This is a genomic window from Kitasatospora sp. NPDC127116 (genome assembly GCF_042677365.1).
GTDB classification, from domain to species: domain Bacteria; phylum Actinomycetota; class Actinomycetes; order Streptomycetales; family Streptomycetaceae; genus Kitasatospora; species Kitasatospora lactacystinica.
In genome coordinates, this window is record NZ_JBHXTL010000036.1 from 1 (window position 1) to 13,452 (window position 13,452).

General features: G+C 75.0%; 14 protein-coding genes. 4 read left to right on the top strand and 10 right to left on the bottom strand.

Annotation, left to right across the window (positions count from 1 at the left end; all coding sequences use genetic code 11):
- Positions 1-46 precede the first annotated feature (46 nt).
- Genes ACFVHV_RS16785 through ACFVHV_RS16795 form a run of 3 tightly spaced genes read right to left on the bottom strand, consistent with a single transcriptional unit; the run spans position 47 to position 2,963 of the window.
- Entirely contained in the window at positions 47-727 is a 681-nt protein-coding gene (locus ACFVHV_RS16785; protein ID WP_359906325.1) for a DUF6875 domain-containing protein, read from the bottom strand.
- Positions 724-1,422 carry a hypothetical protein gene (locus ACFVHV_RS16790; RefSeq protein ID WP_380351776.1) on the bottom strand — a complete coding sequence of 233 codons (699 nt, stop codon included), beginning with the start codon at positions 1,420-1,422 and terminating at the stop codon, positions 724-726. The genes ACFVHV_RS16785 and ACFVHV_RS16790 overlap by 4 nt, the downstream gene beginning before the upstream one ends.
- Positions 1,419-2,963: a pyridoxal phosphate-dependent decarboxylase family protein gene (locus tag ACFVHV_RS16795; protein ID WP_380351778.1), complete on the bottom strand. Its 1,545-nt coding sequence runs from the start codon at positions 2,961-2,963 to the stop codon at positions 1,419-1,421. The genes ACFVHV_RS16790 and ACFVHV_RS16795 overlap by 4 nt, the downstream gene beginning before the upstream one ends.
- Before the next feature lie 354 nt (positions 2,964-3,317).
- On the opposite strand from ACFVHV_RS16795, the gene ACFVHV_RS16800 reads away from it, so the two are divergent.
- Positions 3,318-4,832: a multicopper oxidase family protein gene (locus ACFVHV_RS16800; RefSeq protein ID WP_380351779.1), complete on the top strand. Its 1,515-nt coding sequence runs from the start codon at positions 3,318-3,320 to the stop codon at positions 4,830-4,832.
- A gap of 180 nt (positions 4,833-5,012) precedes the next feature.
- Here the strand turns inward: ACFVHV_RS16800 and ACFVHV_RS16805 are convergent, their stop codons facing one another.
- From ACFVHV_RS16805 to ACFVHV_RS16825, 5 genes are all read right to left on the bottom strand, one after another.
- Positions 5,013-6,536: an FAD-binding protein gene (locus ACFVHV_RS16805; protein ID WP_380351781.1), complete on the bottom strand. Its 1,524-nt coding sequence runs from the start codon at positions 6,534-6,536 to the stop codon at positions 5,013-5,015.
- A gap of 63 nt (positions 6,537-6,599) precedes the next feature.
- Positions 6,600-6,938: a hypothetical protein gene (locus tag ACFVHV_RS16810; protein ID WP_359906340.1), complete on the bottom strand. Its 339-nt coding sequence runs from the start codon at positions 6,936-6,938 to the stop codon at positions 6,600-6,602.
- Positions 6,939-7,303: 365 nt separating this feature from the next.
- Entirely contained in the window at positions 7,304-7,693 is a 390-nt protein-coding gene (locus tag ACFVHV_RS16815; RefSeq protein WP_063350516.1) for a roadblock/LC7 domain-containing protein, read from the bottom strand.
- Positions 7,690-8,712 carry a hypothetical protein gene (locus ACFVHV_RS16820; RefSeq protein ID WP_380351783.1) on the bottom strand — a complete coding sequence of 341 codons (1,023 nt, stop codon included), beginning with the start codon at positions 8,710-8,712 and terminating at the stop codon, positions 7,690-7,692. The genes ACFVHV_RS16815 and ACFVHV_RS16820 overlap by 4 nt, the downstream gene beginning before the upstream one ends.
- Positions 8,709-9,068 (bottom strand): hypothetical protein, encoded by a 360-nt coding sequence (locus ACFVHV_RS16825; protein WP_359906346.1) that lies wholly within the window; start codon positions 9,066-9,068, stop codon positions 8,709-8,711. The genes ACFVHV_RS16820 and ACFVHV_RS16825 overlap by 4 nt, the downstream gene beginning before the upstream one ends.
- A 141-nt stretch (positions 9,069-9,209) precedes the next feature.
- Here ACFVHV_RS16825 and ACFVHV_RS16830 point away from each other — a divergent pair, with 141 nt between their 5' ends.
- From ACFVHV_RS16830 to pgm, 3 genes are all read left to right on the top strand, one after another.
- Positions 9,210-9,575, top strand: a complete 366-nt coding sequence (locus ACFVHV_RS16830) for a hypothetical protein (protein ID WP_359906349.1) — start codon at positions 9,210-9,212, stop codon at positions 9,573-9,575.
- Positions 9,576-10,027: 452 nt separating this feature from the next.
- Entirely contained in the window at positions 10,028-10,327 is a 300-nt protein-coding gene (locus ACFVHV_RS16835) for a YciI family protein (protein ID WP_380351784.1), read from the top strand.
- 143 nt (positions 10,328-10,470) lie between these two features.
- Positions 10,471-12,111, top strand: coding sequence for a phosphoglucomutase (alpha-D-glucose-1,6-bisphosphate-dependent) (pgm, locus tag ACFVHV_RS16840; protein ID WP_359906354.1), 1,641 nt, complete (start codon positions 10,471-10,473; stop codon positions 12,109-12,111).
- A gap of 120 nt (positions 12,112-12,231) precedes the next feature.
- Here pgm and ACFVHV_RS16845 read toward each other — a convergent pair whose 3' ends face one another.
- Together ACFVHV_RS16845 and ACFVHV_RS16850 are read right to left on the bottom strand one after the other, a co-directional pair.
- Positions 12,232-12,720 carry a carboxymuconolactone decarboxylase family protein gene (locus ACFVHV_RS16845; RefSeq protein WP_359906356.1) on the bottom strand — a complete coding sequence of 163 codons (489 nt, stop codon included), beginning with the start codon at positions 12,718-12,720 and terminating at the stop codon, positions 12,232-12,234.
- Positions 12,717-13,382 carry a class II aldolase/adducin family protein gene (locus ACFVHV_RS16850; protein WP_380351787.1) on the bottom strand — a complete coding sequence of 222 codons (666 nt, stop codon included), beginning with the start codon at positions 13,380-13,382 and terminating at the stop codon, positions 12,717-12,719. Before ACFVHV_RS16850 ends, ACFVHV_RS16845 begins: the two co-directional genes overlap by 4 nt.
- Between the last annotated feature and the right edge of the window lie 70 nt (positions 13,383-13,452).

Below are 13,452 nucleotides of genomic sequence, written 5' to 3' on the forward strand. Positions count from 1 at the left end.
CGCGGAGCCGGGCGCCGGCCGGCTCCGCGCGCGCGGGGGAGGGGGGTCAGGCGGCGGCGTTCTGCCGGCGGGCGCGGACGCTGGTGACCAGCTGGGCGCGGATGCGGGCGGGGACCTCGGGGGCGAAGCGGGCCAGGTAGTGGTTCAGGTGGGTCTCGTCGCCGGCGAGGAAGGGCAGGTCGAAGACCAGGAGCTTGCGCACCGCGAGCAGCGGGACGGGGGCGCGCAGCGGCCTGAAGGTGTGGTTCCACAGGCCGGGTTCCTCGCAGACCGGGTGGAACTGGCCGATCATCAGGCCCTGTTCGACGAACTCGTCCTTGGCCTTGCGCTGGAGCTCGTCCAGCACGGTGGAGTCCTCGCGGTCCAGCTGGGGCATGACCAGCAGGACGGTGAGCAGTTCGCGGTCGGACTCCTCCGTCAGGGCGGCGAGCAACTCGTCGTAGCGGGCGCGCAGTTCGGCGACCAGGCGGGGCAGGTCCCCGTCGGGGGAGCCGTCGGCGACGGCGATGTGGAACAGGCCGCGGCGCAGCGAGGGCTGGGTGTAGGGGCAGACCGGGCCGCTGCGGCCGAGGTCGGGGTGGGCGGTGGTGAGGAAGGCCCGCGCCCAGGCGAGGGTCTCGGCGGCCTCGGGGCGTTCGGCGGCGTGGCCGGCGTCGATCTGTCCGGCGCTGTACAGGCGCAGCGCCGAGGAGCCGGCGGGGGCGGCGGGCAGGGCGGGGGCGGTCATCGGGGCCCCCGCCACACCGGGGCCAGGCGGGGGCCGCCGCCGGGCAGGGCGATGGCCTCGCCGAAGCGGGTGAAGCCGCCGCCGGCGAGCAGGTGGGCCCCGCCGGGGGAGCTGGTCTCGGCGTAGGCGGCCTGGCCGGTGGCGTCGACCTCGGCGAGGAAGGCGTGCAGCAGGGCCCGGCCGGTGAGGGTGCGGCGGGCGTCGGGGTGCACGCCGACGAAGGCGAGGTAGTGGTGGGAGCGGTGGCGCGGGTGGCGCAGGGTCTGCAGGCGGGTGATGGCGGCCAGGCGGCGGGCGGGCCCGTCGTGGCCGGCGGCGTCGATCGCCTCGGCGAGGGCCCGGGTGGCGGCGCCGTCCTTCGGGCCGGGGTCGTCCCAGTGGCCGGGCGGCAGGAACAGCAGCGCCCCCAGCGGCTCGCCGTCCTGCGCGGAGTCGTCACCGGTGGCCCGGTGGGCGACCAGGGCGCCCCGGTGGGCCAGGCACTGCTCGACGTGGACGCGGAAGAAGGCGGGCATCACGCGGGCGCGGTGCCCGGGGTCGGGGAAGGCCCAGAGCATCAGCGCGTCGTCGGCGAAGGCGGCGGCGAGCACGTGGGCGAGGGCGTCCTCCTCGCCCGGGCGGGCCGGGCGCACGACGGGCCGCAGGGCGGGCCGCAGGGCGGTGCCCGCGGCGGCGGGCAGGGTGGTGGTGGTCAACGGGCACTCTCCTCGAACGAGGGGGCGGACGAAGGGGAAGGCGGGTCAACGGTCACATCGGTCGTATCGGTGGTACCGGTGGTACCGGTGGTACCGGGGGCGGCGGTCACGTCGGGCGCACGGGATGCGGCGGTGGCACCGGCCGCACCGGCCGCACCGGCCGCGGCGGCCAGGGCGGTGACCCGCGCGTGCAGCGGCTCCACCCACTCCTCCGCCTCCGGCTTGATCAGCACGCTGCGCAGCACCCGGGCCCCGCCCGCGTCCGCGCGCACGCCGGGGTGGCGGCGGGTGAAGTCGGCGGCGTCCACGCGCAGCACGCTCAGGTAGACGGGGTCCCGCTCGTCGGCCATGCCCCGGCGCAGGACGTGCTCGCTGGCGGCGTCGATCGTCGACAGCGCGGGCGCCGGCGTCCCGGGGACGGTGGGGAAGTAGGTGAGGATGTCCAGCTGCGGCCGCTGGTGCAGCGTCAACTCCTCGCTGTTGTCGATCAGTTCGGCCCAGGCCAGGGCGGCGCGCCGGCTCGCGGCCAGCCCCGCGCCCAGGCCCTCGGGGGTGAGCGGCAGCAGCTGCAGGGTCAGCCACAGCGCGGCGGCCGAGGCCCCGGCGCGCGAGCACTCCAGGCTGATCTCGCCCAGGTGCAGTTCGGCGTCGGTGAAGTAGGTGTACGGGGAGTCGTGGGCGAAGTGCCGCCCGATGCCGGGGTCGGCGAACAGCACCGCCCCGCAGCCGTAGGGCTGCAGGCCGTGCTTGTGCGGGTCGACGGTCACCGAGTCGCAGCCGGCCACGGCCCGCCACGGCGCGGTGTCCACCCCGAGCGAGGCCGCGAGCGCGTCGTCGGCGGCCAGCAGCGCGAAGAACCCGCCGTAGGCGGCGTCCACGTGCACCCGCGCCCCGTAGCGGCGGGCCAGCGGGAGGATCTCGTGCACCGGGTCGACGGCGCCGGGCCCGGTGGTGCCGCAGGTGACCACCACCGTGCCCACCCGCCCGGTGCGCAGCAGTTCCTCCAGCGCGCCGACGTCCATCCGGCCCTCGGCGTCGGCCGCCACCGCGTGGCTCTCGACGCCCAGGACGTGGCACATCCGGCTGTGGGTGTAATGGGCCTGGGCGCTGTGGGCGACGCCGAGGCCGGGGTGGCTCTGGCGCGCCACGTACAGCGCCTCCAGGTTGGCGATGGTGCCGCTGCTGGTCAGGTGGCCCACGTGCGCGGGCAGCGCGAACATGGCGGCGAGCTGCGCGACGCACTCGCGTTCCATGTCGTTGGTGGCCGGCCCGCCCTCGTAGGCGTGGTTGTTGGGGTTGAAGCGCATCGCCGTCAGGTAGCCCACGACCGCCGCCGGGTGCGGGGGCTTGACCATCTGCCCGGCGTAACGCGGGTGGAAGAACGGGTAGTTGTGCTCCAGGCGCTTGGCGAAGCGCTCGAACGCGGCGGCGAAGTCCGCCTCGTCCACCAGGTGCGAGGGGTGCGGCCGCAGCGGTCCGAACCGCTCGCCCCACCGCTCGGCCACCTCGGCCGCCCTCGGCAGCCAGTACCGCAGGTCCACGCTCCGGCCCTTCCCCTTCGAGTCCTTCGACAGACGGGGCCGGCGCGCGGGTGAGCAGCACGCCGGGCCCCCGGCGAGTACGAGCGTTCACCGCGAGCCGAGTCCTTGAGCGTTCCTCGACCGCGTCCGCAGCCACGGTGGCGGCGCCGCGCAAGGCGCCCGCAACACCCGCAGCTCACCCACCGCGGCGCCCGCCGGCCCCACCCGCACCGCCCCCCACCGGCCCGAAGGGCGCCGCCCGCGGCCCCAGCCGGACCCCAGCGCGGCACGAGCGGACGCTGCTGCAATCACCCCCGGACAAGGCCGCCCCCACCCGGGAGAGGCCGGGGGAGCCCACCCGGGAGGAGAGACGCGATGGTGACCAGACGCAGGATGATCGGCGCCGCCCTGGCGACCGGGGGAGGAGTCCTGCTCGTGCGCACCACCCAGCACCCGGCCGCCTCCGCCGCCGCTTCAGCCGCCTCCGCCGCGCAGGACGCGGGGCACGCCCACCCCGCGGGCGCCGCCGCCCCCGACCCGGGCCCCGACGCCGGCCCCGCGCTCGCCCCGAAGTTCACCACCGCCCTGCCGCTGCCCCCGGTGCTCAGCCCCGTCTCCACCGACGGCGGCGCCGACACCTACGCGGTGACCATGCTGCGCTCCTTCGCCCGCATCCTGCCCGGGCACCGCACCGACGTCCTCACCTACAACGGCGCCTTCCCCGGGCCCGTCATCCGCGCCCGCTCCGGACGGCCGGTGATCGTGCGCCAGACCAACCTGCTGGACGACCCGGTCTCCGTCCACCTGCACGGCTCCTCCGTCCCCGTCGACAGCGACGGCGGCCCGATGAACCTGCTGAACGCCGGCGCCACCCGCACCTGCACCTACCCCAACGACCAGCCCCACGCGAGCCTGTGGTTCCACGACCACGCCCACCACCTGGAGTCCGAGCACGTCTACCGGGGACTGGCCGGCACCTACCTGCTCACCGACGCCACCGAGGCCGCCCTGCCGCTGCCCTCGGGCCGCTACGACCTGCCCATCGCACTGCGCGACGCCCGCTTCGACGCCTCCGGCAACCTCGTCTACCGCATGGACGACGCCGCCGGACGCGCCACCATCCTCGCCAACGGCCGCCCCTGGCCCAAGGTCGACGTCGCCGCCCGCCGCTACCGCATCCGCCTGCTCAACTCCTCCAACCTGCGCTTCTTCTCCCTGCGCCTGGCCGACGGCGGCCCCATCACCTGGATCGGATCCGACGGCGGCCTGCTGGAACGCCCCCACACCACCGACACCGTCGACCTCTCGCCCGGCGAGCGCGCCGACGTCGTCATCGACTTCTCCCGCTACCGCCCCGGCACGAGCGTCGTGCTCACCAACTCCATGCCGCCGGGCCCCGCCGAACACATCGGCCAGGTGCTGCGCTTCGACGTCGGCCGCCCCGCCCCCGACCCCTCCTCCGTCCCCGACCGGCTGCGCACCCTGCCGCCGCCGGGACCGGTGGCCCGCGAGCGCACCGTCGTGCTCAAGGTCGAGGAGGGCGGCGCCGGCGCCGCCCCGCGCGGCCTGATCGACGGCAAGGTGTACGACCCGGCCCGGGTGGACGCCGCCGTCGCCTTCGGCACCTCGGAGATCTGGACCGTCCACAACGCCAACACCGACATCCCGCACAACTTCCACCTGCACCTGGTGCAGTTCCGCGTCCTCCAGCGCAACGGCAGGGCCCCCGGCCCCGAGGAGTCGGGCCTCAAGGACACCGTGCGCCTGATGCCCGGCGAGAGCGTGCGCCTGCAGGCCGCCTTCGACTCCTACCGCGGCCGCTACCCCTACCACTGCCACCTGCTGGACCACTCCGCGATGGGCATGATGGCCCAGATGGAGATCGCCTGAGCACCCGAGAGCCCGATCACCCGATCACCCGGCCACCCGATCACCCGATCACCCGGCCACCCGATCACCCGGCCACCCGGCCACCCGATCACCCGGCCACCCGGCCACCCGAGAGCCCGATCACCCGAGAGCCGGCCCCCGCCGGGCCGCCCGCCGTGACGCGGGCGGCCCGAGGGCGCGTCAGGACGCGTGGATGCCCTGCCCCGGGGTGAGGATCCCCGCCGGGTCCCAGCGCCGCTTGGCCGCCACCACCCGCTCCCACAGCCCCCCGTAGTGGCGCTGCCAGTCCGCGCGCGTCATCCCCGGCACCGCCCCGATCAGGTACCGCTTGCCGCCCAGCTCCACCGCCAGGTCGTACAGCAGCCGGTTGCGCTCCAGCATCGCCGCCGTGTCCGACCCCGGCCCCGGGAAGGCCAGCAGGTCGAAGTGCCAGCCCACCTCCTCCCGCCCCGGCAGCACCGCCAGCGGCGCCTTCACCTTCGAGCGCAGGTACGGGTAGAACAGCAGCAGCCCCGCCCCCAGGTCGGCGGCGGTCAGCACCTCGGCGGCCCGCGCCATGAACGCCCGCGCCGTGGACGCCGGCAGGAACACGCTCAGCCACGGCTTGGGCAGCGCCCAGAACCCGGCCGCCCGCAGGTACCCCGAGAAGCCGTCCACCCGGTAGGCGTACTCCCGCCAGCTCTGCTCCACCACCTCCGTCTCCACCGGCGCCAGCCCCGCCAGCAGCGCCGCCCGGTCCACCGCCTGCCCGGCGTCCGCGAACGCCACCAGCTCCGCCTTGTAGCGCCAGCGCGAACCGTCCGCGCTGCGCACCACGTCGCCGACCTGGAAGTCGAAGCGGCGCCGGGCCAGCACCTTCTCCTGGTCGGCGAGGTAGGCGTCCAGGTCGTCGTAGTACAGCGAGAAGACGTGGGCGCGCTCGGGCACCCGCACCAGGGCGAGGGTGACGCGCACGATGACGCCGACCTGGCCGCCGCCGGCCAGCACCGCCTCGAACAGCTCGCGGTTGCGGGCGGGGGAGGCGGTGACCAGCTCGCCGGTGCCGGTCACCACGTCCAGCTCCAGCACGTTGTCGACCTGCATGCCGTGGCGCTGCACGCCGCCGCCGATGCCGCCGACGCTCAGCGTGCCGCCCACCGACAGGTGCAGGTAGTCGGTGAGCACCGGCGGCACCCAGCCCGCGGCCAGGCCCGCCTCGGTGACCTGCGCCCAGGTCGCCCCGGCCTCGACCACGGCGCGCCCCGGGCGCACCGAGACGATCTTCGACAGGCCGCGGGCGTCGATGGCGACGCCGCCGCGGGGGTTGGCCTGGCCGTAGCTGGAGTGCGACTCCAGTCCGGCCTCGCCGAGCTGCGCGAGGTCCCCGCTCTGCCCGTTGACGGCCACCGGGATGCGGTGGCGGCGGGCGAAGGCGACCAGCTGCTGCACGTCGCGCACCGAGCCGGGGCGCAGCACGGCCCGGGGCGCGGCGGTGACGAGGTGTCCGAAGTCGCCGGAGAAGCGCTCCAGGCCCTCGCCCCGCAGGGTCACCGTGCCGTCCAGGGCGGGCAGCCGGGCGATGTCGGCGCCGGTGTCCGTGCCGGTGTCCGCGTCGGCCTCGGTGGCCCAGGCGGCGGTGGCGGTGTTCCAGCCGATGACGGCGGTGAGGGCCCCGGCGCCGGCCGAGGTGAGGAGGGCGCGGCGCGACAGTCCTGACCTGCTCATATCAGAATTTCTCCGATCAGTCGTCAAATAGGGATTGTTGTACCGCAACTATCGGGAGATCACCTACTGGCGTGCACCGGTGATCTGCTGCTCGATGCGCCGCAGCTCGGCCATCGGGTACTCCCACATCCGCACCTGGTGGGCGGGGGCGTGGGCGGGAACGTGCGCGCACGCCGCCCGCGCCTCGTCCAGCAGCGCCTGCCGCGCCCCGGGCAGGTGGGCCACCCGCGGCCCCTCGGCGGCCTCCCGCAGGACGAACGCCAGCTTGTAGGCGTGGGCGGCCGGGCTGACGGCGAACAGCGCCCGGTACACCCACAGGCCCTCCTCGCCGCGCAGGATCCGCTCGTTGTGGCTCAGCAGCCGTACCCGGGCCTTCAGCACCATGTCCTCGTGCACGCTCATCGCGCCCGTCCCCCTTCGTGGTTCGTGTGGTCCCTCCTCCGCCCGCCGCCCCCGGTGCGGGGGCAGCACGCCGTGCGCGCCGGCCGCCCTGGAAAGGACGGCCGGCACGGGATGCGGAAGGGGATGCGCACGAGTCTGCGGGCGCGCACCGACGCGCGGCAAGGCGGAAGAAGGGTGGGCTGCGTCCTACCGAACCCTTGCCCGACCTGGCAGGATGGGGGTCGGCACCCTCCGGGCCGGGCGCCGCGGGGCCGAACTTTCGAGTCCGAACTCCCGGGCCCGGGTTCCCGAGCCCGAGCTCCCGAGGCGGAGCCGGAGGAGGCGGGCCGTGACCCACGTGCAACCGGGCTCCGGCAACCGCACGACTAGACCGCGGGGACCATCCCGAGCAGCTCGCTCAGGCGGCGGACCGTGGCGGGCGACTCGCGGTGCAGGCCGGCGACGTCGAGGCCCTCGTCCCCCAGGATCATCAGCAGCGCCTGCTCCCCGATCGCCAGCACCACGACGTAGCCGCTGTTGCAGCGGGTGACCACGTCGCGCAGGCCGCCCACGCCGACCTCGGCCGCGGTGCGCCGGCCGAGGCCGAGCATGGCGGCCGACAGGGCGGCGGCCGACTCGGGGTGGACGGCGGCCGTGTCGGCGGCCACCAGCAGGCCGTCGGTGGTGGAGATGACGCTCTCCGAGATGCCCATGACCCGGTCGCGGAGGGACTTCAACTCGTCGACCAGCACGGCGGTCGGTGTCTGGCTGCTCATGGTGCGCTCTTCTCGCTCTGCTCGGTCGTCTCGGTGCGCGCGGTGTGCTCGGCGCGGTGTGCGTTCGGTGGACCGTCGGGAGCGGCCGCCGCTCCCTCGGATCGGGCGGGCGGGCCGCCCGGACCACCCGGACCACCCGGGCCGCGTCCGCCGCGGACGCGGCGCGGCAGCGGCCCGGTGTCGGCCGGCGGCGGTTCGCTCGTCGGCATGCGCGGGGCCACGCTCGGTGCCAGGGGAGCCGGGTGCGCCGGTTCCCGGTGGAGCAGGTGCCGGGCGTCCATCCGTACGAGGTCGAGGAGCACGGCGAACACGCCGCGTCCCAGGGCGAAGCCGAGGTCGCGCGCGGTGCGGCGGCCGGTGGCGGCGGCCAGGATCTCCCGGTAGCGGACCGGGATCCGCAGCGCGCCGGACTCGGCCCGGGCGGCAGGACGGATCCGGATGCGGGCCAGTTCGCCGGGCGGTCCCCAGAGGCGGGTCAGCAGGGCCGTCCGCCGGGCGGTCTCCTCGAAGAGCCGCTCCGGCTCGATGCCCGGGCGCAGCGCGATCCCGGCAGGCGGCGCCGCCTCGGCGGTCTCCCAACTGCCGGGCGGGCTCAGCGCCAGGGCGAAGGCCCCGTCGAAGGCGGCGGCGGCGCAGACGGCTTCGAGCTCGGCGGCGCCGATCGACCCCTGGGCCACCAGGGCCGCACCGAGGTCGCCGCCCCAGGTCGGGGGAGCGTCGGCCGGCCGGCCGATTGACGCGGCCGTCTCGGCGGACGCCCACTCCTCCTCGCCGACGCGCCGGGACTTCAGCAGCAGGGTCTCGGCGGTCGGGGCCCCGGGGGTCTCGACCGCGGCGACCAGACCCTGCTCCAGGTGGATCGTGCCGCCCGGTGCGCCGGAGACGGTGACCGAGCCGGTGAACTCCGTCCGGCGCAGCGCGAGCAGCAGCGCGGGCACGTTGCGCGCGGTGGGCGGAGCCGGCGTCGTGGGAGCCGCGGGCACGGCGGGCGGCGCCGTGTCGTGGGACGGGTCGGTCATGCCAGCAAGTCCTGCGCGCGGTCGGCGGTCTGGCGGACGGCCAGCGCCAGGTTGGTCCGTTCCCGGTCCAGCACGGTGGCCAGCAGCAGGGGGTCGCCCTTCCGGGACACCACCTGGACGACCTGGTGATGGCGGGTGCTGGTGACCACCAGGCTCTCCAACTCGCTCTCCGCCCCTGCCTCGTACAGCCGCTCGCCGATCAGGTTGGTCAGCTCGGCGAGTTCGGCCCCGGTCCCGAGCAGCCGGTGGTCCCCGGCGGACCGGTAGCTGAGACCTGTGACGGCGTCGACGAGCGCGGCACCGACCACTCCGGGGGAGCCGAGCACATCGGAGAGGGAAGCTTCGAGTGCGCGCACCAGTACCCCTTCACGTTCTGAACCCCGGCAGCGTACTTTATTCCATCATTTTCACGAGGTGACCACAACCGGTGGCTTCTTGCTACTTTGTTCCTGCACACGGGAGTTCCGCCCGGAAGTCACGCAAAGGACGAACAGCGCATGAACATTGACGACGCACTCAAGGACGCGATGGCCATCGAGGGGGCCATCGGAGTGGCCGTGGCCGACTACGAGAGCGGTATGTCGCTCGGGTTCCTCGGCGGGGGGCAGCAACTCGACCTGGAGATTGCGGCCGCCGCCAACACCGAGGTCGTTCGTGCGAAGATACGCGCCCTGGCCGCGCTGTCGATCGACGATGTCATCGAGGACGTCCTGATCACCCTCGGCACCCAGTACCACCTGATCCGCCCGCTGACCCGCGGTCACGGCTCGCTCTTCCTCTACCTGGCGCTGGACCGCTCGCGCGCCAACCTTGCGCTCGCCCGGCACGGTCTCAAGCGCATCGAGGCCGCTCTCGACGTCTAGCCGAGGCCGGGCCGGCGGCCCGGGTGTCCGCGCCCCGTCCGGAACGCCCGCTGGAAACCGCCAAGCCCTGCCCGAAGGACCGTCCGGAAGGCCCCGCGCGGGCCGCGTGCCGCGCGTGGAATTCCGGGCGGAGCGAATGCGGGGTGTTACGAACCGACTACGGAGATCCGTCCGCGGGAATCGGGCCGCGAATTTCGCGGGTGTGCGCCGAGCACGGAGATGCGTGACTTTCCGATGACTGGGCGTCATATGCGCCCCGCTGTTCCGGCCGGCGACGGGGCGCCGGAATACCGTGGTCGAACCGTCGAACCGTCGAACCGTCGAACCGTCGAACCGTCGGTGCGCCGGTGTTTCGGCGGTGCCGCGGAATCGGCTCGACCACGCCGCGCGCGGCACGAAGGAGCGACCCCGACCCGCCTCGACCGAACGGCGTCGGGTCTAGCCTGGGCCGCATGTTCGTACTTGAGCTGACGTACACCGCCGACGTGGAGTCGATCGACGCCGTGCTGCCCCGGCACATCGAGTGGCTCCGGGAGCACTACGCGGCGGGCACCTTCCTCGCCTCGGGGCGCAAGGTGCCGCGCGACGGCGGGGTGATCCTCGCGGTGGGACCGGGCCGGGCCGCCATCGAGGCGCTGGTGGCCACCGACCCGTTCGTGCGGGCCGGGTTGACCGAGTACCGGGTGACGGAGTTCCTCGCCACCACCACCGCCGAGGAGTTGGCGGCCCACCGCCAGCAACTGCCCGCCTGAGCCCTGCCGCCCCGCCCGTCCCCGCCCGTCCGTGGTGCCCCGGGCCGTTCGCGCGGTTCGGGGCACGGTCGCGTTCTGGCTACGATCGGTGAGCGCGGAGCGACGACGTATCGCGAGTACCGACTTTCGGCGGGAGAAGACGGATGGCACACGCACGGGCCGGGCAGCCGGCGCAGCCCGGTGACCTGGTGGACGTGGCGCGGCTGGTGACGGCGTACTACGCGCTGAACCCGGACCCGCAGGAGCCCGGGCAGCGGGTGGCGTTCGGGACCTCGGGGCACCGGGGCTCGTCGCTGGACGCGGCCTTCAACGAGGACCACATCGCCGCGACCACGCAGGCGATCTGCGAGTACCGGGCCGAACAGGGCGTCGCGGGCCCGCTGTTCCTGGGCGCCGACACCCACGCCCTGTCCGAGCCCGCCCGGGCCACCGCCCTGGAGGTGCTGGCCGCCAACGGCGTTCAGGTGCTGATCGACGCCGCCGACGGCTACACCCCCACCCCGGCGGTCTCCCACGCGATCCTCGCCCACAACCGGCGCAGCCCCCGCGCGCTGGCCGACGGCATCGTGGTCACCCCCTCGCACAACCCGCCGCGCGACGGCGGCTTCAAGTACAACCCGCCCAGCGGCGGCCCGGCCGGCTCCCAGGCCACCGGCTGGATCCAGGACCGCGCCAACGAGCTGATCCGCGAGGGCCTGCGCGGCGTCAAGAAGGTCCCCTACGCGCGGGCGCTGGCCGCCGCCACCACCGGGCGCCACGACTACCTCACCGCCTACGTCGAGGACCTGCCCTCCGTCCTGGACCTGGACGCGGTGCGCGACGCGGGCCTGCGCATCGGCGCCGACCCGCTCGGCGGGGCCTCGGTGGCCTACTGGGCGCGCATCGCCGAGACCCACCGCCTGGACCTGACCGTCGTCAACCCGGTGACCGACCCGACCTGGCGGTTCATGACGCTCGACTGGGACGGCAGGATCCGCATGGACTGCTCCTCCCCGGCCGCGATGGCCTCCCTCATCGGCCGCAAGGACGAGTACGCCATCGCCACCGGCAACGACGCCGACGCCGACCGCCACGGCATCGTCACCCCCGACGGCGGCCTGATGAACCCCAACCACTACCTCGCGGTGGCCGTCGACTACCTCTACCGCCACCGCGCCGACTGGCCCGGCGACGCCGGCGTCGGCAAGACCCTGGTCTCCTCCTCCATGCTCGACCGCGTCGCCGCCGACCTCGGCCGCACCCTGGTGGAGGTCCCGGTCGGCTTCAAGTGGTTCGTCGACGGCCTGCTGGAGGGCTCGATCGGCTTCGGCGGCGAGGAGAGCGCCGGCGCCTCCTTCCTGCGCCGCGACGGCGGGGTGTGGACCACCGACAAGGACGGCATCCTGCTCGCCCTGCTGGCCTCCGAGATCACCGCCGTCACCGGCGCCACCCCCAGCGCCCACTACCGCGAACTGACCGAGCGCCACGGCGCCCCCTCCTACGCCCGCGTGGACGCCCCCGCCGACCGCGAGCAGAAGGCCCGCCTGGCCCGGCTGTCCCCCGAACGGGTCGGCGCCGGCGAGATCGCCGGCGAGAAGATCACCGCCGTCCTCGCCAAGGCCCCCGGCAACGGCGCCCTGATCGGCGGCATCAAGGTCTGCACCGAGAACGCCTGGTTCGCCGCCCGCCCCTCGGGCACCGAGGACGTCTACAAGATCTACGCCGAGTCCTTCCACGGCGACGAACACCTCGCCCGGGTCCAGGACGAGGCCCGCGCCCTGGTCGGCGAGGTCCTGCGGGGCTGACCCCCCGCACCGGGCGGCCCCGGCCCGGCACGTTCCGCCGGACCGGGGCACCCCCGGCACCTCCCGGGCGCAGCCGCCCGGGCCGGCCGGGTCGGGGCGCCGCCGTTCTCCCGGGCGTTCCTATCGGACGCCGCCGTCCTCGCGGACGCGACCGCCGGGTTCCGGCCGGTCCGGCCCGGGGGCGGGGCCGGCGGGATCCGGGGCCCGCCCGCCGGCGTCGCCCGCGTGCGGCAGGAGCTCGGCGATGATCTCGGTGCCGAGTGCGTACGCCGGCACCCCCGCGGTGATCAGCGCGGTCTCGGCGACGCCGATGAGATCGGTGATGCCCGCCCCGGCATGGAGCGCGCCCCGGGCGTGGATCCGGGCGGGGTGTGCCCGGCCGAGGGCCAGCAGCTGCCCGAAGTGGACGAGCTGCTGCACCCGCGATCCCAGCGGACTGTCGGTCAGCACGATGTGGCGCAGCTCCGCGAGCGCCTCCTCGGTCGGCAGCCGGCCGAACTCCCGGGCCAGGCGCAGCCGCTCCTGCACCCCGGCGGGAACGGTCGCGAGGGTGGAGCGGTAGCGGTCGCGCACGGCCTGCGTGCGGGAGTCGAGGGTGTCGTCCGTCATGACGCGACCCGCGCGATCGCGGCGCGCACGGCCTCCCGGGCACCCGGGGGAAAGTCCACGGCCCCGCCGATCGCCGCGGCGGCGATCTCGGCCTCGGCGCTCTCCTCGATCGCCACCACGAGGTGGGCGGTGGCCGCCGGGTCCGGGCCGAACACCAGGAGGCCGTGGTTGGCCAGCAGGACGGCGGCCGTCGTCGGGCGCCGCCGCAGCACGTCGGCGATCCCGCGCACCGACACGTCCGATCCGCGAGGTCCCCAGGGGACCACGGGGACCTCCTCGGCCTGTCCGAAGCGCAGCATCGGCTCCGTGCGGCAGGGCAGCGGCCGGTGGGCCACGGCGAAGGCGGTCGCGGAGGGCGAGTGGGTGTGGATGATCGCGCCCACGTGCGGGCGGGCCCGGTACACGGCGCTGTGCATGGCGATGATCTCGGCGCTGACGGACCGCAGCCCGCCGTCGAGGACCTGCCCGTCGAAACCGACGGTCGCCAGCTGTTCGGGCTTCAGGCCGCGGACGAACCCCGGTGTCAGCAGGAGCCGTTCGCCGTCGAGCCGGGCGCTCAGGTTGGCGTGCCCCGAGTGGGACATCACGCCGGCCGCGAAGAGCTTCTCCGCGGCCTCCACCAGCTGCCCGGCCAGCTGTCCGCGGACATCCCCGTCGCTCATGGCGGTACCTCCAAGTGTGCTGCCGGCGGCTCTTGTTCGCCGCCGTCCACGTGTCGGCCACTCTTCAGCT

Coding starts and splice junctions, on each gene's coding strand:
- ACFVHV_RS16785 (WP_359906325.1), bottom strand. CDS start 727: ATGACCGCCCCCGCCCTGCCCGCCGCCCCCGCCGGCTCCTCGGCGCTG.
- ACFVHV_RS16800 (WP_380351779.1), top strand. CDS start 3,318: ATGGTGACCAGACGCAGGATGATCGGCGCCGCCCTGGCGACCGGGGGA.
- ACFVHV_RS16805 (WP_380351781.1), bottom strand. CDS start 6,536: ATGAGCAGGTCAGGACTGTCGCGCCGCGCCCTCCTCACCTCGGCCGGC.
- ACFVHV_RS16810 (WP_359906340.1), bottom strand. CDS start 6,938: ATGAGCGTGCACGAGGACATGGTGCTGAAGGCCCGGGTACGGCTGCTG.
- ACFVHV_RS16815 (WP_063350516.1), bottom strand. CDS start 7,693: ATGAGCAGCCAGACACCGACCGCCGTGCTGGTCGACGAGTTGAAGTCC.
- ACFVHV_RS16820 (WP_380351783.1), bottom strand. CDS start 8,712: ATGACCGACCCGTCCCACGACACGGCGCCGCCCGCCGTGCCCGCGGCT.
- ACFVHV_RS16830 (WP_359906349.1), top strand. CDS start 9,210: ATGAACATTGACGACGCACTCAAGGACGCGATGGCCATCGAGGGGGCC.
- ACFVHV_RS16835 (WP_380351784.1), top strand. CDS start 10,028: ATGTTCGTACTTGAGCTGACGTACACCGCCGACGTGGAGTCGATCGAC.
- pgm (WP_359906354.1), top strand. CDS start 10,471: ATGGCACACGCACGGGCCGGGCAGCCGGCGCAGCCCGGTGACCTGGTG.
- ACFVHV_RS16845 (WP_359906356.1), bottom strand. CDS start 12,720: ATGACGGACGACACCCTCGACTCCCGCACGCAGGCCGTGCGCGACCGC.
- ACFVHV_RS16850 (WP_380351787.1), bottom strand. CDS start 13,382: ATGAGCGACGGGGATGTCCGCGGACAGCTGGCCGGGCAGCTGGTGGAG.